General features: G+C 71.4%; 21 protein-coding genes. 10 read left to right on the top strand and 11 right to left on the bottom strand.

The window, feature by feature from the left end; genetic code table 11:
• Positions 1 to 2: 2 nt before the first annotated feature.
• Both cyoB and cyoA read right to left on the bottom strand, forming a co-directional pair.
• Positions 3 to 2,054: a cytochrome o ubiquinol oxidase subunit I gene (gene cyoB, locus EU555_RS09035; protein ID WP_135414344.1), complete on the bottom strand. Its 2,052-nt coding sequence runs from the start codon at positions 2,052 to 2,054 to the stop codon at positions 3 to 5.
• Positions 2,055 to 2,095: 41 nt separating this feature from the next.
• Complete coding sequence (cyoA, locus tag EU555_RS09030) at positions 2,096 to 3,205, bottom strand: ubiquinol oxidase subunit II (RefSeq protein WP_135414343.1); 1,110 nt, start codon at positions 3,203 to 3,205, stop codon at positions 2,096 to 2,098.
• 144 nt (positions 3,206 to 3,349) lie between these two features.
• On the opposite strand from cyoA, the gene EU555_RS09025 reads away from it, so the two are divergent.
• Positions 3,350 to 4,696: an MFS transporter gene (locus tag EU555_RS09025; protein WP_135414342.1), complete on the top strand. Its 1,347-nt coding sequence runs from the start codon at positions 3,350 to 3,352 to the stop codon at positions 4,694 to 4,696.
• 50 nt (positions 4,697 to 4,746) lie between these two features.
• On the opposite strand, the gene EU555_RS09020 is transcribed toward EU555_RS09025, so the two are convergent.
• The gene (locus EU555_RS09020; protein ID WP_135414341.1) at positions 4,747 to 5,589 is read right to left on the bottom strand and encodes a chorismate mutase; all 843 of its coding nucleotides are present in this window, start codon (positions 5,587 to 5,589) and stop codon (positions 4,747 to 4,749) included.
• 260 nt (positions 5,590 to 5,849) lie between these two features.
• On the opposite strand from EU555_RS09020, the gene metX reads away from it, so the two are divergent.
• On the top strand, positions 5,850 to 7,022 hold the full coding sequence (gene metX, locus EU555_RS09015) for a homoserine O-acetyltransferase MetX (protein WP_135414340.1): 1,173 nt from the start codon (positions 5,850 to 5,852) through the stop codon (positions 7,020 to 7,022).
• Positions 7,023 to 7,057: 35 nt separating this feature from the next.
• The gene (gene metW, locus EU555_RS09010; RefSeq protein ID WP_425375104.1) at positions 7,058 to 7,681 is read left to right on the top strand and encodes a methionine biosynthesis protein MetW; all 624 of its coding nucleotides are present in this window, start codon (positions 7,058 to 7,060) and stop codon (positions 7,679 to 7,681) included.
• A gap of 11 nt (positions 7,682 to 7,692) precedes the next feature.
• Here metW and EU555_RS09005 read toward each other — a convergent pair whose 3' ends face one another.
• The 3 genes from EU555_RS09005 to EU555_RS08995 form a co-directional block, all read right to left on the bottom strand.
• Positions 7,693 to 8,103: a type II toxin-antitoxin system HicB family antitoxin gene (locus EU555_RS09005; protein WP_135414338.1), complete on the bottom strand. Its 411-nt coding sequence runs from the start codon at positions 8,101 to 8,103 to the stop codon at positions 7,693 to 7,695.
• A 9-nt stretch (positions 8,104 to 8,112) separates the two neighbouring features.
• The gene (locus tag EU555_RS09000; RefSeq protein ID WP_135414337.1) at positions 8,113 to 8,307 is read right to left on the bottom strand and encodes a hypothetical protein; all 195 of its coding nucleotides are present in this window, start codon (positions 8,305 to 8,307) and stop codon (positions 8,113 to 8,115) included.
• Positions 8,308 to 8,432: 125 nt separating this feature from the next.
• Positions 8,433 to 9,008, bottom strand: a complete 576-nt coding sequence (locus EU555_RS08995) for a carboxymuconolactone decarboxylase family protein (protein WP_245524210.1) — start codon at positions 9,006 to 9,008, stop codon at positions 8,433 to 8,435.
• 259 nt (positions 9,009 to 9,267) lie between these two features.
• Here EU555_RS08995 and EU555_RS08990 point away from each other — a divergent pair, with 259 nt between their 5' ends.
• On the top strand, positions 9,268 to 9,813 hold the full coding sequence (locus EU555_RS08990) for a SclB protein (protein WP_135414335.1): 546 nt from the start codon (positions 9,268 to 9,270) through the stop codon (positions 9,811 to 9,813).
• A 136-nt stretch (positions 9,814 to 9,949) separates the two neighbouring features.
• Here EU555_RS08990 and EU555_RS08985 read toward each other — a convergent pair whose 3' ends face one another.
• The 4 genes from EU555_RS08985 to EU555_RS08970 form a co-directional block, all read right to left on the bottom strand.
• Positions 9,950 to 12,043, bottom strand: a complete 2,094-nt coding sequence (locus EU555_RS08985) for an FUSC family protein (protein ID WP_135414334.1) — start codon at positions 12,041 to 12,043, stop codon at positions 9,950 to 9,952.
• A gap of 105 nt (positions 12,044 to 12,148) precedes the next feature.
• Complete coding sequence (locus EU555_RS08980; protein WP_135414333.1) at positions 12,149 to 12,916, bottom strand: TIGR04290 family methyltransferase; 768 nt, start codon at positions 12,914 to 12,916, stop codon at positions 12,149 to 12,151.
• Complete coding sequence (locus EU555_RS08975; RefSeq protein ID WP_135414332.1) at positions 12,913 to 13,524, bottom strand: histidine phosphatase family protein; 612 nt, start codon at positions 13,522 to 13,524, stop codon at positions 12,913 to 12,915. The genes EU555_RS08980 and EU555_RS08975 overlap by 4 nt, the downstream gene beginning before the upstream one ends.
• A gap of 447 nt (positions 13,525 to 13,971) precedes the next feature.
• Positions 13,972 to 14,499 (bottom strand): hypothetical protein, encoded by a 528-nt coding sequence (locus EU555_RS08970; RefSeq protein ID WP_245524209.1) that lies wholly within the window; start codon positions 14,497 to 14,499, stop codon positions 13,972 to 13,974.
• A 127-nt stretch (positions 14,500 to 14,626) separates the two neighbouring features.
• Here EU555_RS08970 and EU555_RS08965 point away from each other — a divergent pair, with 127 nt between their 5' ends.
• Together EU555_RS08965 and EU555_RS08960 are read left to right on the top strand one after the other, a co-directional pair.
• Positions 14,627 to 15,019, top strand: coding sequence for a hypothetical protein (locus EU555_RS08965; RefSeq protein WP_135414331.1), 393 nt, complete (start codon positions 14,627 to 14,629; stop codon positions 15,017 to 15,019).
• A 19-nt stretch (positions 15,020 to 15,038) separates the two neighbouring features.
• On the top strand, positions 15,039 to 15,941 hold the full coding sequence (locus EU555_RS08960) for a polysaccharide deacetylase family protein (protein ID WP_135414330.1): 903 nt from the start codon (positions 15,039 to 15,041) through the stop codon (positions 15,939 to 15,941).
• A gap of 39 nt (positions 15,942 to 15,980) precedes the next feature.
• Here the strand turns inward: EU555_RS08960 and EU555_RS08955 are convergent, their stop codons facing one another.
• Positions 15,981 to 17,186 (bottom strand): iron-containing alcohol dehydrogenase, encoded by a 1,206-nt coding sequence (locus tag EU555_RS08955; protein ID WP_135414329.1) that lies wholly within the window; start codon positions 17,184 to 17,186, stop codon positions 15,981 to 15,983.
• A gap of 322 nt (positions 17,187 to 17,508) precedes the next feature.
• Between EU555_RS08955 and EU555_RS08950 the strand changes: the two genes are divergently transcribed.
• The 4 genes from EU555_RS08950 (at position 17,509) to EU555_RS08935 (ending at position 21,091) form a co-directional block, all read left to right on the top strand.
• Positions 17,509 to 18,714: an ABC transporter substrate-binding protein gene (locus EU555_RS08950; RefSeq protein ID WP_135414328.1), complete on the top strand. Its 1,206-nt coding sequence runs from the start codon at positions 17,509 to 17,511 to the stop codon at positions 18,712 to 18,714.
• 17 nt (positions 18,715 to 18,731) lie between these two features.
• Positions 18,732 to 19,322 carry a glutathione S-transferase family protein gene (locus tag EU555_RS08945; RefSeq protein WP_135414327.1) on the top strand — a complete coding sequence of 197 codons (591 nt, stop codon included), beginning with the start codon at positions 18,732 to 18,734 and terminating at the stop codon, positions 19,320 to 19,322.
• 113 nt (positions 19,323 to 19,435) lie between these two features.
• Positions 19,436 to 20,365 (top strand): LysR substrate-binding domain-containing protein, encoded by a 930-nt coding sequence (locus EU555_RS08940; protein WP_135414326.1) that lies wholly within the window; start codon positions 19,436 to 19,438, stop codon positions 20,363 to 20,365.
• A gap of 138 nt (positions 20,366 to 20,503) precedes the next feature.
• Complete coding sequence (locus EU555_RS08935) at positions 20,504 to 21,091, top strand: CCDC90 family protein (RefSeq protein WP_135414325.1); 588 nt, start codon at positions 20,504 to 20,506, stop codon at positions 21,089 to 21,091.
• Positions 21,092 to 21,158: the final 67 nt, after the last annotated feature.

The raw sequence follows: 21,158 nt of genomic DNA, 5'->3' as shown, positions 1-21,158 counted from the left end.
CCTCAGGCCTGCGCGGGGGCGGGGGCGTTCGCGACCGCGCGGGCGAGCAGCCGGGTGCGCTCGTCCTCGGTCCGCACGACCTCGTCGGCGGGGATGTAATAGTCGCGGTCGTAGTTGAAGGTGTGGATGATGGTGGCGGCGACCGCGCCCGCGAAGGAGATCGCCGCGAGCCACCAGACGTACCACACCATGGCGACGCCGAAGACCGTGGCGATGCCCGCGATGATGACGCCCGCGCCGGTATTCTTGGGCATGTGGATCGCCTTGAAGCCCTGGAGCGGACGCTCGTAGCCGCGGTGCTTCATGTCCCACCAGGCGTCGCCGTCATGCACCATCGGCGTGAAGGCGAAGTTGTAGGCCGGCGGCGGCGAGGAGGTCGCCCATTCCAGGGTGCGGCCACCCCAGGGGTCGCCGGTGAGGTCGGCGAGCTGGTCGCGCCGCAGGATGCTGACGGCGAACTGGACGATCATCGCGGCGATGCCGCAGGCGATGAGCAGCGCGCCGAGGGCGGCGATCACGAAGAAGGGCTGGAGCGAGGTGTCGGCGAAGGAACTCATGCGCCGCGTCACGCCCATCAGGCCGAGGATGTAGAGCGGCATGAACGCCACCCAGAACCCGCTGACCCAGCACCAGAACGAGACCTTGCCCCAGAACGGGTCGAGGCGGAAGCCGAAGGCCTTCGGCCACCAGTAGTAGATGCCGGCGAACAGGCCGAACAGCACGCCGCCGATGATCACGTTGTGGAAGTGCGCGACCAGGAACAGCGAGTTGTGCAGCACGAAGTCGGCCGGGGGCACGGCGAGCAACACGCCGGTCATGCCGCCGATGACGAAGGTCAGCATGAAGGCGACGGTCCACATCATCGGCAGGTCGAAGCGGATCCGGCCGCGATACATGGTGAACAGCCAGTTGAAGATCTTCGCGCCGGTCGGGATCGAGATGATCATCGTGGTGATGCCGAAGAACGAGTTGACGCTCGCCCCCGACCCCATGGTGAAGAAGTGGTGCAGCCAGACCAGGTAGGACAGGATGGTGATGACGACCGTGGCGTAGACCATCGAGGCGTAGCCGAACAGGCGCTTGCCGGAGAAGGTCGACGTCACCTCGGAGAAGATGCCGAAGGCCGGCAGGACCAGGATGTAGACCTCGGGGTGGCCCCAGATCCAGATCAGGTTCACGTACATCATCGGGTTGCCGCCGAGATCGTTCGTGAAGAAGTTGGTGCCGACGTAGCGGTCGAGGGTGAGCAGCGCCAGCACGGCGCCGAGCACCGGGAAGGACGCGACGATCAGGATGTTGGTGCAGAGCGAGGTCCAGGTGAAGACCGGCATCTTCATCATCGACATGCCGGGCGCCCGCATCTTGACGATGGTGGCGATCAGGTTGACACCCGATAATGTCGTGCCGATGCCGGCGATCTGCAGCGCCCAGATGTAGTAGTCGACGCCCGTGCTCGGCGAGTAGGCGATGTTCGAGAGCGGCGGATAGGCGAGCCAGCCGGTCGCCGCGAACTCGCCGATGAACAGCGACATCATCGTCAGCACGACGCCGCCGGCGGTCATCCAGAAGCTGAAGTTGTTGAGGAACGGGAAGGCGACGTCGCGGGCGCCGATCTGCAGCGGCACCACGAAGTTCATCAGCCCGGTGACCAGCGGCATCGCCACGAAGAAGATCATGATCACGCCGTGGGCGGTGAAGATCTGGTCGTAGTGGTGCGGCGGCAGGAAGCCCTCGGCGCCGCCATGGGCGATCGCCTGCTGCGAGCGCATCAGCAGCGCGTCGGCAAAGCCGCGCAGCAGCATGACGAGCCCGAGGACCATGTACATGATCCCGATCTTCTTGTGGTCGACGCTGGTCAGCCAGTCGCGCCAGAGCGGGCCCCACAGCTTGTAGCGGGTGAGCGCGCCCAGGATGGCGAGGCCGCCCAGCGCCACGACCGCGAAGGTCACCACCACGATCGGCTCGTGGAGCGGCAGGGACTCGAGGGTGAAGCGGCCGAACAGCAGCCGCCACCAGTGCGGGTAGGCTTCGATCGGATTGTGCTCGGAGTTCATGGCTCAGCCTGGATGTCGGAAAGTCTGTGCCCGGGCTCGTGTCAGTTCAGGCGCGGCGTCGCGGCGGCCGCCTTGGCGTTGGCGGCCGAGGTGCTGCCGAAGCCGTAGGCGTCGGCCGGGGTGCAGAGCGCCGTCACGAAAGTGGCCTGCTGGGTCGCGCCGGTGCCACGGCGGACCGCCTTGTCGTAGGTCAGCCTCATGACGGTGTTGATGCCCTCGCGGCCGCCGCCGCCCCGGGCGTCGATCGCCACCATGTCGTGCATGCACATCTTGGCGCGGTCGACGCACATGTTGAGGATCGCGTCGTAGAGGTCGGCGTCGACGGCGTTGTAGTAGCGCACCGGCTCCTTCTCGCTCGGCCGCTCGAGCTTCAGGTAGTCGGCCCGGTTGAGCGAGCCGCCCTCCTTCTTGACCTTGTCGACCCAGGCGCTGAAATCGCCCTCGTCGACGCCCTTGAAGGTGAAGCGCATGTGCGAGAACCCGGCGCCGCTGTAATTGGCCGAGAAGCCCTCGTAGTTGCCGGCCTTGTTGATCACGGCGTTGAGCCGCGTCTGCATGCCCGGCATGGCGTAGATCTGGCCGGCGAGCGCCGGGATGAACAGCGAGTTCATCACCGAGGAGGAGGTGATGCGGAACTCGATCGGCCGGTCGACGGGGGCCGCGACCTCGTTCAACGAGGCGATGCCCTGCTCGGGGTAGAGGAAGAGCCACTTCCAGTCGAGGGCGACGACCTGGACCACCAGGGGCTTGCCCGAGACCATCGGGTCGCCGACGCTCGACACGATCGGCTTCGACGCGCTGATGCGGCTGACCGAGCGGTAGGGATCGAGCAGGTGGGTGCCGAGCCAGGTGAGCGCGCCGAGCGCCACGATGATCAGCAGCGGCGCCGACCAGATCACCACCTCGAGACCAATCGAGTGATGGAAGCTGGGGTCGTAGACCGCCTTCTTGTTGCCCTCGCGGTAGTGCCACGCGAAGGCGACGGTGAGCGCCATCACCGGCACGATGATGAGGAGCATCAGGACCGTGGAGGCGATCAGCAGGTTACGCTGCTGCAGCGCCACGTCGCCGGACGGCGACAGGAGCACCATGTTGCACCCTCCGGTGAGGAGGATGAGCGGGAGGACGAGGAGGAGGCGCAAGTGTTTCACGGGCAGCCCGGACGTCAGCTTTCGGCTTCCGTCACTTACGCTCCCTGCGCACGCCGCGGCATTGGACGTTTTGTCCAGGCCCCCTCGGGCGCGGTTCTCCTCTAAAGAAGAGGCCGTCGTAGCGTGACGAAGCAGGACTCCGATATGGCCACGATCACGGCGGATCCCGCCGCCGCCAACTCCTCCAAGCCGGAACGGGATGCCCGCCTGGCCTCGTCGGAGCCGGGCCACGTCGCCCCCGGCGAGATCGCCCTCGGGGTCATCATCGGCCGGACCTCGGAATTCTTCGACTTCTTCGTGTTCGGCCTCGCCTGCGTGCTGGTCTTCCCGCGCCACGTCTTCCCGTGGGCCGAGCCGGTGACCGGCACGCTGTATGCGTTCGGGCTGTTCGCCCTCGCCTTCGTGGCGCGGCCGGTCGGCTCGGTGGTGTTCATGGCGATCGACCGGCGCTACGGCCGGGCCACCAAGCTCACCATCGCGCTGTTCCTGCTCGGCACCTCGACCTGCCTCATCGCCTTCCTGCCGGGCTACGAGACGATCGGCACCTGGTCGGCGGTGCTGCTGGCGCTCTGCCGGATCGGCCAGGGCCTGGCGCTCGGCGGCGCCTGGGACGGGCTGGCCTCGCTCCTCGCCCTCAACGCGCCGGAGAGCCGCCGCGGCTGGTACGCGATGCTGCCGCAGCTCGGCGCGCCGGTCGGCTTCATGCTGGCGAGCGGGCTGTTCGCCTTCTTCGAGACCCAGCTCTCGGACGCCGACTTCATGGGCTTCGGCTGGCGCTACCCGTTCTTCGTCGCCTTCACGATCAACGTCGTGGCCCTGTTCGCGCGCCTGCGCCTCGTGGCCACGGAGGAGTTCCGCCGCCTGCTCGAGGCCGACGAGCTCGAGCCGGAGCCGGTGCTGGCCACCGTCCAGGCCAGCGGCCGCAACATCGTGGTCGGCGCCTTCGTGCCGCTCGCCTGCTACGCCCTGTTCCACCTCGTCACGGTGTTTCCGGTGAGCTGGATCAACCTGTTCACCGGCCGCTCCGTCGGCGAGTTCCTGATGGTGCAGTTCGCCGGCGCCGCCATCGCCACGATGACGATCATCATGTCGGGCCTGATCGCCGACCAGATCGGCCGGCGCTCCACCATCGCGCTCGCCGCCTCGCTGATCGGCCTGTTCGCCCTCGGCAGCATCATCGGCCCGCTGCTCTTCGGCGACAGCATGGCCGGGCAGACGATCTTCGTGGTGATCGGTTTCGCGCTCTTGGGCCTCGCCTACGGCCAGAGCTCGGGCGCCATCGCGGAGAACTTCGGGACCAAGTACCGCTACACCGGCTCGGCGCTGACCTCCGACCTCGCCTGGCTCGTCGGCGCCGGCTTCGCGCCGCTCGTCGCGCTCGCCGCTTCGAGCCGCCTCGGGCTGCCCTGGGTCGGGGTGTACCTGCTCTCTGGCGCGGTCTGCACCCTCGGGGCGCTGGCGCTCAACCGGCGGCTCGGCACGACGGCCTGACACCTCTCCCCACTCCCCCGGCGATCCCAGGATCGCCGGGGGAGGAAGTTCTAGGCAGCGCCCACCCGGAACCGGGCCGCGTGGCTGCCGATCTCCTCGAAGGCGCCCGGCGCCGCGCCCGCCTCCGCCAGCGCCGCCTGCGCCTCCTCCGGGCTCACGCCCCCGGGCAGCGCCAGGAGCTGGCTCAGGCCCCCGCCGATCCCGGCGCTCGCCACCACCTCGCCGCCGAACTCCGCCACCGCCTCCGCCGCCTCGTCGCGCCAGCGCTCGAAGCGGGCGGCGTAGAGCACCCAGTCGCGCTGGGCCGCCGCCGGGTCGTCGAGGGGTTTGGCGATGCAGAAGACCGGGGTGCCGGCCGGGTGGCCGGGTCGCTCGATGAAGGGCAGCCGGGCGATCACCTTCGGGCGGCCCGGACCCGCCAGGAGCCGCCACCACGCGCCGGCCGTCACCCCCTGGTCGAGGCGGAAGACCCCGAGGTCGCCGCGCGAGGCCGCGACCGCGGCGATCACCGCCGCGGCGCTCGGATGCGGCCGGTACGGCACCGTGAAGCCGAAATGGAACCGGGCCGAGTCGCGCATCGGCGCGTCGCCGCCCGAGACGTCGGCATGGACCGCGAACGGCGCCTGCACATAGGTGAAGGTCGCGATGATGACGCGCCAGATCCCCTCCACCGTGTCGAGGGGCAGGAGGCCTGTGTGGCGCTCGGCGATGGCGCGCATCATCGAGGCCTCGCGGCCGGGCCGGAAGGCGGAGCCCGAGGCCGAGGTCTTCTTCACGGCGATCAGGCGGTCGATGATCCGGCCGCGCTCCATCAGGAGGTCGTGCATCGCCGAATCGATACGGTCGATGTCGGCCCGGAGGGCGGCGAGGTCGGCGGGCGGGGTCGACGTCATGGCGTCCCGTGAGACAGCGGTGGGAAAAATCCGTCTTACGACCCGCCGCCGCCGCGGGCCAGCGCCGACGGCGCGCGGGCCTTGAGAGAAGAGACTTCCGTCGATTGACGGGGCGGCAGCGAAGGCCTACCTCTTTCGTCCGTCGAAGCGGAATTTTCGGACGCTTTAACGGCCGGTCCGGTTTGGAGAACGAACCGCCTCCGGATTTTCCGAGAGCCGCCTCGTCGAGCCCGCCGCCCGGCGACAGCCCCGTGAGAAGCATGGCCACACCACTCCTGAAGCCCGGGATCGAGGCCCCCTCCCAGGCCGTCGAGCCGACGAGCCCCGTCGCCCGCTTCGAGGCCGACGAAGCCCTGGCGATGGATGCGGGGGTGGACCTGGCACCCTGGCAGATCGCCTACCAGACCGCCGGCACGCTGAACGCGGCCCGCAGCAACGCGGTGCTGGTCTGCCACGCGCTCACCGGCGACCAGCACGTCGCCAACACCCATCCGGTCACCGGCAAGCCCGGCTGGTGGGAGCGCCTGGTCGGGCCCGGCAAGCCGGTCGACACCGACCGCTACTTCGTGATCTGCGCCAACGTGGTCGGCTCCTGCATGGGCACGACCGGCCCGGCCTCGATCAATCCGGCGACCGGCCGCGCCTACGGCCTCGACTTCCCGCTGGTGACGATCCGCGACATGGTCCGGGGCCAGGCGATGCTGCTCGACCGGCTCGGCATCAAGGATCTCTTCCTGTGCATCGGCGGCTCGATGGGCGGGATGCAGGTGCTGCAATGGGCGGCGAGCTATCCCGAGCGGGTCTTTTCCGCGATGCCGATCGCCACGGGCGCGCGCCACTCGGCCCAGAACATCGCCTTCCACGAGGTCGGCCGGCAGGCGATCCTGGCCGACCCGAACTGGCATGGCGGGCGCTACCTCGACGTCGGCACGCGCCCGGCCAAGGGCCTCGGCGTCGCCCGGATGGGCGCCCACATCACCTACCTGTCGGAGCCGGCGCTCCATCGCAAGTTCGGCCGCCGCCTGCAGGACCGGGACGCCCCGACCTTCTCGTTCGACGCCGACTTCCAGATCGAGAGCTACCTGCGCCACCAGGGCATCACCTTCGTCGAGCGCTTCGACGCCAACGCCTACCTCTATCTCACCCGGGCGATGGACTATTTCGACCTCGCCGCCGACCACGGCGGCGTGCTCGCCAACGCCTTCCGGGGCACCAGGACCCGGTTCTGCATCATGTCCTTCACCTCCGACTGGCTTTTTCCGACCGCCGATTCGCGGGCGATCGTCCACGCGCTGAACGCCGCGGCGGCGCCGGTCGCCTTCGTGGAGGTCGAGAGCGACAAGGGCCACGACGCCTTCCTGCTCGACGAGCCCGCCATGATCTCGGCGGCCAGGGGCTTCATCGCGGCCGCCGCCCGGGAGCGCGGCCTGTGAGCGCCACCGCTTCTCCCTCCCTCGCCCCGGCGGACCTGCCGCAGGACGCCACCGGCTCGTCACGCATCGACCATCTGGTGATGCTCAACCTCGTCGAGCCGGGCTCGCGGGTCCTCGACGTCGGCTGCGGCGACGGCTCGCTGCTCGCGCTCCTGCGGGACCGCCGCGGCGTCGACGGCCGGGGCATCGAATTGTCGCGTGCGGGCGTCAATGCCTGCCTGGCCCATGGCCTGCCGGTGATCCAGGGCGACGCCGACACGGATCTCGCGGCGTATCCGGACGACGCCTTCGACTACGTGATCCTGTCGCAGACGATCCAGGCGACGCGCCAGCCCAAGGTGGTGCTGGAGCACCTCTTGCGGATCGGCCGCCGGGCGATCGTGTCGTTTCCGAATTTCGGCCACTGGCGGGTGCGCAGCGAGCTGATGCTGCGCGGCCGGATGCCGGTGACCGACACCCTGCCGGATCCCTGGTACGAGACCCCGAACATCCACCACTGCACCATCCGCGACTTCGTCGGCCTGTGCCGCCTCGTCGGCGCCCGGATCGAGCGCGCCTCGGCGCTGGACGCCTCGGGCCACCCGATGCGCTTCGCCTTGCCGTGGTGGGTGTGGAACCTCGTCGGCACGCAGGGGGTGTTCCTGCTGCGGCGGGGGTGAGGGGGCCGCCCCTACCCGTCGGCCATGATCTTCTCCCGCGCCGCCGAGACGAGGAACGCCGAGCGCGTCACGCCGCGCTCGCGGGCGGCCTGGTCGATCATCGCGAGGGCGCCCGCGTCGAGCGAGAGGTTCACCCGTACCGAGCGGCCCTCGTCGAGGACGAGCGGAACGGTCGCCACCAGGATGGCCTCGACCATCGCCTCCGCTTCCTCCGGATCGGCAAGGAGGGCGTCGGCCGTTCGCGGCTCCGGGGCAGCGAGCCCGGCGGCCAGGCGGTCGCCGATCCACTCGCGCAACGCCTCGCCGGCATTGCCGATGGCCTCGTCGATCGTCCCGCCCATGGCGGTGCAGCCGGGGCAATCCGGAAAGGCGGCGCCGTAGCCGCCGGGCTCGCCGTCGATCAGGGCAATGTAGCGGGGCATGTCATCCTCTCAGATCCAGCCGGCCCCCTTGGCGATGACGCGGGCGACGCCGGGCGTGAGGGTTCGGTGCCGGGGCACCATGATCTTCACGCCGGGTCGCTGCGGATGAGCGAACTTCTCGTGCTTCGCGCCACCCTCGCTGAGCCAGCCTTCGGCCAGGAGGCGCACGACGATCGCCCGAGGATCCGTTTCGACCTTGGGCATCGCCGCGCTCCGTGTGTATTTATTTATGCATGAGATCTCCGTCGCCGGAAGGTGCTGCTGCGGACGAGATCATCTCACGCCTGACGGCCACGACGCACGGCACCGACGGCCACCCGCTTCCCGGTTCACGGCTCGCCGGGCTTGAAGGGCGGCTCCTTGCCGGGCGGCACGCCGGCCTCCGCGGCCGCCAGGATCATCGCCACCGTCACGTAGGTGCCGCTGATGCCGATGAGGTCGACGACCTGCTGCTCGCCGAGCAGGCGCTTGGCGCGGTCGAACACCGCGTCCGAGACCTCGTGCTTCGTCGTGAGTTCCATGCAGAAGTCGTAGACCGCCTCCTCCTCCGGACTCATGCCGGCCGGGCGCCGGTTCGCCTTGAGGTCGGCCGCGACGCTCTCCGGCAGCCCGGCCTTCAGGGCGAGGGGATGGTGCGCGTACCACTCGACCTGCGAGCGCCAGAGCCGGGCCTGGATCAGGATCGCGAACTCGCTCAGGCGGGCCGGCAGCGAGCTGTTCCAGCGCAGGTAGTCGAGCAGGTCGTACATCCGCGAGGCCAGGACCGGGCTGCGCAGGAGCGGGTTGTAGGGCCCGCCGATGCCGACGCTGGAGATCTTCATGATCTTCTCGCCGAGCGGGCGCTGCTGCTCGTTCAGGGTCTCGAGCGTGAGCTGGGGAAAGCGGGGTTCCTTCCCGGTCGCCATCGACGCGCTCCATCCCGACGCCAGCCATCCGCACCCGGCCGCCACGGCGACCGACAGCATCCACAGCCGTTTTCCAGGCATCGCCTCATCCTCCCTGTCGTCTCGTCCGCACGGGACGTCCCGCCTCTTCGGGCGGCGCTCCCGTCGTAGACGCATCGCAGGCCGAGTTCCACTCGGGTGGGCGATGGAACGGCCCCAGACCCCGCGCTTTGGTCCGGCCCGGCCGGCGGCCGGATCCGTGTCGAGAGGGAGCGCGCGCATGGCCGATCATCCTGGCAACCGAGAGGCGCCGGTGCCCGGCGGCCGGGTCTCGCCCGCGACGGGCGCGGCCGGGACGGCCCGCCGGGAGCTGCTCACGCCCGAGGAGCGGCGCGAGCTGGCCGAGCGCCTCGCTCATCCCGACGGGCCGCGCGACGATGCCGGGCGGGCCCCCGATCCCGGCGACCTGCCGGGCGAGGCGGACGACGTGCGGGCGGCCTTCGGCACCGCCGGCGAGAATGCCGGCGGCGGCGGGCCGCAGGGTTATGGCGGCATGGGCGGCGACGGGACGACGCAATCCGGGATCCTGAGCGCGCCGGGCGGCAGCGAGGCGGCGCCGACGCGGATCGACGATGTCCCTCCGTCCGAGCGCGGCAACCCGGACGAGCTGGCCGGCCGCGACGACACAAGGCGCAATCCGCCCCGGCGCGAGGATACGGGCCCGGGCGGCCAGACGGTGTTCACGAACGCGGCCCGCGAGGGGCGCGAGGCCCCCCGGGATCCCCTCGCCTCCCCGGCGGACCGGGCGGGGGCGAAGCGGGGGTGAGGGGAACGCCGCGACGCTTGCGAGGCATGAACCCGACCGGACCGGCGTGGATCGCTCGCCCCACCCGCGACCTCGGAAAGGGGTCGTGGCCGGGATGGACCGTGACGGTGAGCGATCCCGTCCTCCGGAACCGCCGCTACCCCGCCGCCCCAGCCTCGCGCCCGCCGATCCCCGCCCGCTTCAGCGTCCCGGCCAGGAGCTCGACCTGGGCGGCGATGCGCCCGAATGCCGCCGAGTCCGCACCCTCGGGCTTCGGCGGCAGCCTCTCGCCCGCGGCGGTCGCGGCAAGCGCCTGGCCGAGCCAGTCGCGCCAGGCCTTCCAGGCGGCTGCGTCGGCCCCCGCCGGCTCCGGCTCGTGGCGCAGGATCGCGAGGCGGCCGGCCATGCGACGGAGCGTGGCGTCGGCCACCATCGCGGCCTCGATGCGGGAGCGGCCGCGGCGGTGCGGCTCCTGCAGGGCGCGGGAGAGCGCCGCCTCGAGGTTGTTGCTGGCGAGCCCCGCCGCCCGGGCCGCCGCCTCGGCGGCCGGCATCGTCCCCTCGCCTAAGCGCTCCGCCACCACCGCCTCGGCGTAGCGGGCATGGGCCTGGAGCGCGATGCGCAGCGCGTCGCGCACGCGCCCCGGCTCCCAGAGCGGCCAGAGCAGCAGGCCGGCCAGCACCGCCACCGCACCGCCCAGCACCGTGAACAGCGCCCGCATCCCGACGATCTCCCAGGACGAGTGCCCGGGCTCGACGAGTTCGACCAGCACGACCACGAGGGGCGTGAGGCAGGCGATGAAGGTGCCGTAGCTCACCCCGCGGGCCGCGAAGCCGACGACGCTGAGCGGCACCATCATGGCGGCGAGGATCGGCGGCGAGGTGGCGTAGAAGGCCAGCACCGCCCCGATCACCCCGCCGAGCACCGTGCCGCCGATGCGCTCCAGCGCCCGCTGCCAGGTGGCGGCGTAGAAGGGCTGCATCGTCAGCACCACCGTGATGGTGAGCCAGTGGGTGAACGGGCCCGGCCACCAGACGGTGACGGCGAGCGCCGGCAGCGCCACCACGGTCGCCCGCACGGCATGGCGCAGGTTCGCCGAGGACCAGGTCAGGTTTGCCCGCAGCGGCCCCAGCACCCGCTCGCGCCAGGGCGGGGCCGGTGCGCCGGCGAGCCCCCCGCCGCCGGCGAGGTCCTCCGGCCCCGACAGCTTGGCGCCGATGCGCACCCGGTCGAGGATGCGCTCGGCCATCCGGCGCAAGGCCGGGTCGGCCTCGGGGGCGGGCTTCGCCCGGCTCAAGGCCCGCTCGATGCGGCGCAGATCCACCGGCCGGTCGCGGCGGATCGCCCGGGCCAGGACCTTCAGCATCGGCGGCAGCAGGCGCAGGAGCTTGGCCGCCTCCGCCCGCTGCGCCGGGGTGGCGCGCTCGAGGTAGTCCGACAGGGCGATCATCACCCCGAACAGCTGCTCGGCCGCCTCGAGGCGGATCAACGCCCGGGCGTTGCGCTCCGAGAGCCGTGCGCGGCTGCGGGCGAGGTCGAGAACGAGCGTGCGCGCGGCCTCGATCGCGTCGCGCACCGCCCGGCGGTGGCCCCGGGCATGGGCCTCCCAGACCGCGAGGCCGGCGCCGTGCGGGTCGGCCGAGAGGCGGCGCAGGTCGCGGGCGAGGCGCGAGAGGCCGCGCCAGACGCCCCCGATGGCGGCGTGGGCCGGCCGGTAGGGGTGGAGCCGCCACACCACCAGGGCGAGGAAGGCGGCCCAGAGCCCGCCGGCCCAGAACATCGCCGCCACGACGACGCCCTGCTCCGGGGTCAGCGCCCGGTCGAGGGCGAGGCAGAGCACCACCACCAGCACGTTGCCGACCGTCTGGGCCGGCACGCCCCAGACCCGCGCGAAGGTGCAGCAGAGGATGACCGCGAGCGCCACCGGCAGCACCAGGGCCGGACCGTGGCCCTCCATCACCCCGAAGGCGCCCCAGACCACGCCTCCGAGTCCCGCGAAGGCGAGGAGCGCCGTGAGGCGCGGCCGGATCGGCCCGCCGATGTCGCAGAAGCAGGTCAGGTTGGCGGCGAGCGCCATGGTGAGGAGCGGCGGCCAGGCCAGCCACCCTTCGAGCAGGATGATGCTCGCGAACGCCACCGCCGCCCGCAGGCCTTCGGCGATGCTGATGCCGGTGAGGTCCGGCGCCACCGGCAGCCGGGTGAGATCCGGGCCCGGCTCGCGCAGGGTCCCGCGGCGGATCGTGAGCTTCATCGGGCGGGAGGTGTCACGGGGCGCTCGGGTCCTGGGGCGCGAGGACCTTGGCAATCCGCGTGCCCGCCGCGACGTTATTGGACGCAGGCCTGCCCCGTGTACCGCTCAAGCCGGCGGGCGCGCCGGGTAGACCGGCCGGCAATCGACCGGCGTCGCGGCGCGCCGGCAGAGATAGACCTCCTCCTCCGGATGCGCCTCGATCCGGAAGCCGGAGGCGCGCAGCATCGCCTCGGTGCAGGCGCGGTTGGGGGCCCACCAGTTGGTCGGGTCGCCGGCGTAGTTGGTCTCGATGAAATGCAGCTTCGGATAGCCCGGATCGTCGAAGTGGCCGGTCTCGAAGAAATCGTAGTCGTCCGCGACCGGCGCAACCGTGTTCGCACCCCGCTGCATCGACTGGAAGACCATGAGGTCGCCGGCGACGTGGGTGTGGATCAGGTCGAGGGCGAGCAGCGGGTGGCGCAGGTGGTAGAGCACGCCCATGAACAGCACGACGTCGAAGCGCTCTCCCAGCGCCCCGACATCGTAGACCGAGAGGGTGCGGAACTCGATCTCCGCCCCCAGCGCCTCGGCGGCGAAGCGCGCTTGCGCGAGATAGCGCTCGTCCTCGTCGATCCCGAGCACCCGGGCGGCGCCGCGCCGCTTCATCTCGATCGCGTAGAAACCGGCGTTGCAGCCGATGTCGAGCACGGTCCGGCCGGTGAGATCGGCCGGCACCGCGTCGGCGAAGCTCCGCCACTTCACCATCGGGTAGTCGCCGAGGAAGTGGTCCGGCGCCGTGACCACGCCGGGCGCGAGCTCGATGTTGTGGAACCAGGGGCCCAGGGCCTCGGCCCGTTCGCGCAGGGATTCGGCGCGCAGTCTCTCGTCGGTCATGCGTTCTCCCCCAGGAAGGCCCGCTCGTTCAGGCTCTCGACCTTGGTGCCCCAGTCGCCCAGCACCAGCACGCTCACCGAGGCCGGGCCGACCTCGAAACGCTGCATCGCGTCGGCGCCGAGCCCGAGGGCGTGGGCGATCACGAGCTTGATCAGGTCGGCGTGGCTGACGAGGGCGAGGCGGGCCTCGCCGTGGCGCTGCCGCAGCTCCTCGAGGCCGCGCAGCACGCGGGCCTGCGCCTCGAGCGCCGTCTCGCCCCCCGGCGGCCTCGTGACGTGGCGGGCCTGGTTCCAGCCGGTCCAGGCCGGATCGGCGTGCAGCGCCTCGAAGTCCCGGCCGGCCCAGGCGCCGAAATCGATCTCGTTCAAGGCCGGCAGGGTCTCGAGCGCGAGGCCGGTGCGGGCCGCGAGCGGGGCGGCGGTCTCCTGCGCCCGCTCGAGCGGCGAGGCGTAGACGGCCGCCAGCCCCTCGCCGGCCAAGCGCTCCGCCAGCGCCGCGGCCTGCGCCCTCCCCTCGGCCCCGAGCGTCACGCCGGGCATCCGCCCGCACAAGGTGCGGCCGAGCCGGTCGTGGGCGGCGTGCCGCACCAGGAAGAAGGTCGTGGTCATGCTGTCCGGCCCCGCAACGTCCGGGGGCAGATAGGCTGGGGCGCGGGAGCCGCCATGGGTCGGCAGGATACTGGAGGGTAGTTTTTCGGGGGCGCTTCGCCACGTCCATCGCGGCGATTCCCGCGGACCTTCGCCGCGCCTCGCGTCGAGGCCGGCCCGCCTGCCCCGGACGCCCGTTCCCCTTCGGCCATTCCCCGCCGGCCACGGGCACGCGGCTGACCTGCACGCCGTGCGACCGCGCGGACCCGAACCCGGGCGGAAGGAGGTCCGGGATCCGCGACGAGGGCTGCCGGTCCGGACGACGCCGCTGCCGCTCGCCGCGGCGCGGCTCCACCCGCAGGTCGGCATCGGCAACCGAGGAGCCGGCGCGAGGGCGCCGCGGCACGGCTCACGCCGTCGCACGGACCCGGCGCCGGCCCCGATCGGGCGCCGGCCCCTCTTGAGGCGTCACTTCGCCTTGGCCCGCTCGCGCAAGGCCTTGACGATCTCCCGTGCGTCGTAGGTCGGATAGAATTCCGTCCGGAACGCCTTCCAGGCCGCCTGCTCGACGGAGCGGTTCACCTCCCGCAGCCGTGCCGGCGGCACCCGCAGCGTCACGACATACCCGAGTCCCATGGCGATATACCACGACTCGACCTCGATCCCCTCGGGAGGGAAATTCCGCCAGAACCCCTGGTCATCCTGTATCTGGTTGATTTCACCCAAGTTCTTGGACTGGTCGTGGCGCATGAGAATGGTGAGGAGAACGTAATCCGCAGGCGTCGCCGCCGGGCCGGGCGGTTGCTGCGCCTGCGCCCCCGTCGGGAGGGCACCGAGAAGCAGGACCGCCATGATCGCCAGTCGCAACATCGAATATCTTCCCCAAAAGATCCGGGCGCCGTCACGATTCGCGGCTGCCGCAAGGTACACGTGCGGATGGTCAGCCGTCAGGTCATCGCCGCCGCCGGGGTGTGCCGCGCGCCCGGATTCCGGCACCGGCCGGTCTCGAGGCACTCCGCGAGGCGGTTGCGCCCGCCCTGGCGCCGAGGGCGGATTGCGCTAGGTTCCGCCCCATGCCGAAAGCCCGGCCGCAGACCGGGCGGCGCCTTCAGGAGGATCCCCGATGCGTCCGATCCCGCCCCTCGCCCTCGCGGCGGCCCTCGCCTGCGGCCCGGCCGCCGCCCAAGGCATCCGCAACGCCCCGCCGCCGCGGGCGCTGGAGACGGCCGCCTACGTGTTCGCGGCGGCCAATGTCTGCGGCTACCGCATCGGGACGGCGCCGTTCGAGGCGCTGCTCGCGCGCTATCAGGTGGGAATCGAGGACGTGCGCCCGCCGCGCGGTCCCTTCGGCGCCAAGGTCCAGACGATCTTCGCCCTGATGTCGAACCAGATGATGCAGAACCGGGACGCCGCCTGCCGGGCGGTTGCCGGCGAGTACGGCCCGGAGGGCAGCGTCGCCCCGGGCATCCTCCTGCCCCCCGCCGCCCCGGCGGAGGCGCCCCCGCCCGCCAAATGAACGAAGGACGGAGACTCGGATGAGCGACGGCACCGGCCGCCAGCACGGGCGCTACGCCTACAGCCCCCTGCCGCGACGTCCGGCCTACGACTGGCCCGGAGGGAAGCGGCTCGCGGTCTACGTCGCCCTCAACGTCGAGTGCTTCGACTTCGGCACCGGCCTCGGGGCCGAGCTGGCGCCGGGCGGGCCGCAGCCCGACGTGCTGAACTATGCCTGGCGCGACTGGGGCAACCGCGTCGGGGTGTTTCGCCTCGCCGACCTGTTCGACGCGCTCGCCCTGCCCGCCTCGGTGCTGGTCAACAGCCGCATCTACGCCGCGTGCCCGGGCCTGATGGACGTCTTCCGCGCCCGCGGCGACGAGGTGGTGGGGCACGGCCGCACCAATGCCGAGCGCCAGGGCACCCTGCCGGAGGAGGAGGAGCGGGCGCTGATCGCCGAGGCTACCGCGGTCCTGACGCGCCACGCGGGCCAACCGCCGGCGGGCTGGCTCGGCCCCTGGATCTCGCAGAGCCGCGCGACCCCGGACCTCCTGGCCGAGGCCGGCTACCGCTACCTCCTCGACTGGTGCCACGACGACCAGCCGACCTGGTTTTCGACCCGCGGCGGCGGGCGCATCCTGTCGGTGCCCTACCCGCAGGAATTGAACGACATCCCGTCGATCGTCGGACGCAAGGATTCGGGGTCCCAGTTCGCCGAGATGATCGTCGACACCTTCGACGAGATGCGGGAGGCGGCCGCCTCCGCGCCGCTGGTGATGGGCATCGCGCTCCACCCCTACCTCGTCGGCCAGCCGCACCGCCTGCGGCCGCTGCGGCAGGCGCTCCGGCACATCGCGCAGCACCGGGACGCGGTGTGGATCACCCGCGCCGGCGATATCGCGGATCACGCGATCGGGCTGCCGGAAGGGATGGTGCCGGGGTGACGACCCGGGGATTCCGGATCCGGCGGGCGAACCGCCCCCTCACCCGACGCAGCGCTCAAACATCTCCTCCGCCTGCCTGACCGTCATCTTCCGCGCCGCCGGGCTCGCGATGAGGGTGCGGTCGTTGGCGGTCGCCGGGTCGAAGTCCTCGGCGGCGATGCCGGCATAGAGGCCCGGCACGGCGCGCAGCGCCATCTCGCGCACCCGGTCGCGGGGGAGCTGCTCGGGGGTGAAGCGGGTGGGGAAGCCGATATCGGCGTAGAGCGCCCGGACCGCGTCGGCGCAAGATTCGATCGTCTCCTGCCGCGACAGGCCGGCGGTCTCGACCTCGAGCGCCTCGGCGAGAGAACCCACCTTGGCGGGCAGAACCGCGAGATTGAACGCGATGACGTGCGGCAGGAGCACCCCGACGCCGTAGGGGTGGGGAAGGTCGAGATGGCCCTCGAGCGGCAGGGACAGGGCGTGGCCGTGGCCCAGCCGCGCGTTGCCGCAGGCGATGTTGGCCATGCAGGAGGCGACGAGGTTGTCCTCCCGGGCCCGGTCGTCGTCGGCATTGATCGAGGCGCGCAAGGAGGCGGCCTGGAGCCGCACGGCGGCGAGCGCCACCGCGTCGGTGAGCGGCGAGCCGATTCCGCTCAAGTACGCCTCGACGCCGTGCGTCAGCGCGTCGACCGCCGGCAGGGCCGCCACGTGCATCGGCAGGGAGCGCAAGGTGACGGGGTCGAGGATCGCCGCGTCGGGGAAGCTCAGGGGGCCGCCGCCGAGGAGCTTCAGGTGGCGCACCTCGTCCTTGACGATGGTCCATTGCGACACCTCGGAGCCGGAGCCGGCGGTGGTCGGCACCATGATCATCGGCAGCGCCTTGCGGTCGAACCGGCCGACGCCGGTGCACTCCGCCATCGGCTTGTGGTTCGTCGCCACGATGGCGATGCCCTTGCCGGTGCACATCACCGAGCCGCCGCCGATGCACACGACGCCGTCGATGCCGTCCCGGCGCACCCGCTCGCCCTGGTCGTCGATGTGCGAGCACCGCGCGTCGATCCCGCACGCGTCGAAGCGCGCCGTCGCGATCCCGGCCTCATTGAGCGCGGCGAGCGCGTCGGCGTGGAAGCCCTGCGCCGAGATCACCGGGTCGGACACGACCAGCACCCGCGTCATCTTCAGGTCGCGGGCGAGGGTGCCGATGGTGGCGAGCGCGCCCGACCCCGAGACGATCCGGGTCGGCATGTAGAAGCTGGTGATCATGCGGGCGTCTCCTCCGGCTGCGGGGCGCTCGTGTGCGGACGGCCCTCGCGATCATGTCCCGGGTTTCGCCGATCGGCGGGGCTCACGTCCAATACAAACGTCGGGCGCGAGCCATAGACGGCGACGATGACGGCGCGTACGGCCGAGGTCGAGGCATGCCATAACGGGAAACGATGGCGGGGCCTCGCGCAAACTATTGGACTTCGACTGTGATCCGCCGCGATATCGCGGCGATCCATAAGATCCGTGCCGCTCATCCCGCATCGCTCCGACGCCCCTCGACGGGCGCGGGAAGACCGATGCCGATCACGAGGAAACGCCCATGCTCCGCCCGTCCTGGACGCGACGCGCCGCCGTCGCCGGACTGCTCGCCACGACGCTCACCGTCCCGGCGCTCGCCCAGACGCCCTTGCGCATCGGCGTGATCGAGGACCTGTCGGGGATGTATTCCGGCAATGGCGGGCCGAACATGGTGCTGGCCGCCACGATGGCGGCGGAGGATTTCGGCGGCAAGGTGCTGGGCCGGCCGATCGAGGTGATCGGCGTCGACCACCAGAACAAGCCCGACATCGGCTCGGGCCTTGCCCGCCAGCTCGTCGACCAGCGCGGCGTCACCGCCTTCGTGCTCGGCGGCGCCAGCTCGGTGGGTCTCGGCGTCCAGGCCTACGCCAAGGAGCGCAAGATCACCACGATGGTGACCGGCGGCTACGCCTCGCAGTTCTCCGGCCCCGGCTGCTCGCCCTACGGCACGCAGTGGGTGCCCTCGACGGGCGAGCTCGCCAACGCGGTGGCGGGCGCGGTGGTGCAGTCCGGCGGCAAGAAGTGGACCTTCATCACCGCCGACTACGTCTTCGGCCACGGGCTCGCTTCCGACGCCGGCAAGGCCGTGAAGGCCGCCGGCGGCAGCGTGGTCGGGGAGATCCGCCACCCGCTCGGGGCCACCGACCTCTCCTCGCAGCTGATCCAGGCCCAGTCCTCTGGCGCCGACGTGATCGGGCTCGCCAATGCCGGGCCGGACCTCGTCAACACCATCAAGCAGGCGCGGGAATTCGGCATCACCTCGAAGGTGGTGGCGATGCTGGTCTTCACCAACAACACCGTGGCGCTCGGCCTCGACGTGGCGCAGGGCATCCGCATGGCGGTGAACTTCTACTGGGACGCCAACGACGCCAGCCGCGCCTGGGCCAGGCGCCTGATGGCCCGCAACGGCAACGTCGTGCCGACCATGGGCCACGCCGCCGCCTATTCCTCGGTGCGGCACTACCTGCGGGCGGTCGAGAAGGCCGGCACCGACGACGCCGCCGCCGTCAACAAGGTCATGAAGGAGCTGCCGATCGACGACGGCTTCTACGGCAACCCGCGCATTCAGGCCAACGGCCGGGTGGTGATGGACATGATGCTCGTCGAGGTGAAGAGCCCGAAGGAGTCGAAGAGCAAGGCCGACCTCTACCGCGTCATCGAGACGATCCCGGGCGGCACGCTGTTCACCCCCGCCGACAAGAGCGGCTGCCCCCTGACCACCGGCTGACCCGGAGCGCCCGCATCATGAAACTCTACGCCAACCCGACCTCGCCCTTCGTGCGCATCGTCCGCATGGCGCTGATCGAGAAGGGCCTGAACGAGACGGTCGACACCACCTTCGTCGACGCCTGGGCCGACGACCCAGGCTTCCTCGACGCCAACCCGGCCGGCCGCGTGCCGACTCTGATCACCGATGACGGCGCGCGGCTGACGGAAGCGCTCCTGATCCTCAGCCACCTCGACGCGGTCGGATCGAAGCCCGCCGTGCTCGCGGGCGGGCCGGAGGCCCTGTCGGCCGCAGGCGTCGCGATCGGGGTCTTCGACGCGGCCGTCGCGGTGATCATCGGGCGCAAGTCGGCGCCCGACTTCGACACCGGCCTCGTCGGCACCAAGCGCTACCGCACCATGCGGGAGGGCCTGCGGCGCCTCGATGCGGTCTTCGCCGGGCACGAGGAGCCCTTCGGCCTCCCGGCGATCGCCGCGATCACCGCCCTCGACTACCTGGTGTTCCGCTTCCCAGACCACGACTGGCGCGGCCTCTGCCCGCGGGTCGCGGCCTTCCGGGACGCGAATGCCGACCGCCCGTCGGTGCGGGACACCGTGCCGCGCGGATAAGCCCGCTCGACGCGCGCGCCATGCGCTCCCCCCGGACCTCCGCTATCGTAGGGCTTCCGGATGTCAGTCCGGCAGCCGCGGCGAGAACCGCGGGTCAGGGGGGAACCGGCGCGATGGAGCTTCGCCATCTTCGCTACTTCGTCGCGGTGGCCGACGATCTCAGCATCACCCGGGCGGCGGAGCGGCTCAACATCGCCCAGCCGGCGCTGAGCCATCAGATCAAGAGCCTCGAACAGGAGGTCGGGACCATCCTGCTCCAGCGCCTGTCCCGCGGGGTGGCGCTGACCGAGCCGGGCCGCGCCTTCGCGGACGATGCCCGCGCGGTGCTCGCCGCCGTCGACGCCGCCAAGGCCCGGGCGCGGCGCATCGCGTCAGGCGATGTCGGCCAGATCCGCATCGGCTTCACCTCCTCGGCCTCGTTCCATCCGCTGGTGACCGGTGCGATCCGCGACTACCGCCGCGCCTATCCGGACGTGCAGGTCGAGCTTCTCGAAGAGACGACCGCGAGCCTGCTCGCCGCCTTCCGGGCGGGTCGGGTCGACGTCGCCTTCATGCGCCCGGGCGAGGGCGAGGTGGATGACCTGTGGGCGCGCCACCTCTTCGACGAGCCGATGGTGGCGGCGCTGCCGGCGACGCACCGGCTCGCCGCCGAGACCGGCCCGGTCGGGCTTGCCGACCTCTCGGGCGAGGGCTTCATCGTCTATCCGCGCCGCAACGGCCGGGCGCTCTACGACGGCATCATGGCGGCCTGTGCGGCGGCCGGCTTCTCGCCCCAGATCGCCCAGAACGCGCCGCAGCTCGCCTCGGTGGTCAACCTCGTGGCGACCGGCATCGCGGTCGCGATCGTGCCGCGCTCGATGGCGCGGCTCGCCACCGAGGGCGTCCGCTACCGTTCGATCCTCGGCCCGGCCCCCGTCGCGCCGATGACGCTGGTGCGCCACCCGGCGCCCGAGATGCCGCACGCGCGGATCTTCACGGATCTGGTGCTGGCGCGGGTGAGGGGTGAGGCGGGCGAGGGATCCGACGCGTCGGCGGCCGAGTGACCGGCTCGACGAAGCCGGAGCGGTCGCGCGCCGGCACGCGGCCGCGATCCAGGCATCGGGCCCGCTCGGCGGCAGGTGCCGAGGCTTTCCCTTCCGTCCGCTGCGACCTATCCTCGGCGTCGGGAGCCGCCGTCGCCGATGTTCGCCTTCGACACCCTCAAGCTCGCCCGCGACCTGCGGGAGAACGCCGCCTTCTCGCCCGAGCAGGCGGAGGGGCTGGCCGCGGCGATCTCCTCGGCCGTCCAGGACAACGTGCCGGCGAAATCCGAAACGGCGGCCGAGTTCACCTCCGTTCGATCCGAGATCGCGGTGCTCCGGACGGACATGAAGATGGAATTCGCCACCGTTCGCGCGGAGGTGTCAGCGTTTCAGAAAGACACCAGGAACGAGTTCGGTGCCGTTCGGGCGGAGATGGCAGCGTTTCAGAAAGAAACCAAGAACGAGTTCGCCGCCGTTCGGGCGGAGATCGCAACCGCCCAGAAAGAAACCAAGAGCGAGTTCGCCGCCGTTCGGGCGGAGATGGCAGCCGCCCAGAAAGAAACCAAGAACGAGTTCGCTGCCGTCCGAGCGGAGATGGCAGCCGCCCAGAAAGAAACCAAGAACGAGTTCACCGCCGTCCGAGCGGACATGAAGCTCCTCGAGCAGCGCATGACGATCAAGCTCGGCGCCATGCTCGCCGCCTTCGCCGGCATCCTCATCGCCGCGATGCGCGTCATCGTGCACTGAGAGAGTGTTCGATTCACTCTGGACCCATCGGCACCCTCCGCGGTCGTTCCGGGGCTGCGCAGCGGAG

Source organism: Methylobacterium nonmethylotrophicum, assembly GCF_004745635.1.
Taxonomy (GTDB): domain Bacteria; phylum Pseudomonadota; class Alphaproteobacteria; order Rhizobiales; family Beijerinckiaceae; genus Methylobacterium; species Methylobacterium nonmethylotrophicum.
Note: the sequence above shows the minus strand (reverse complement) of the source record. Positions and strands in the feature narration are given on the sequence as shown.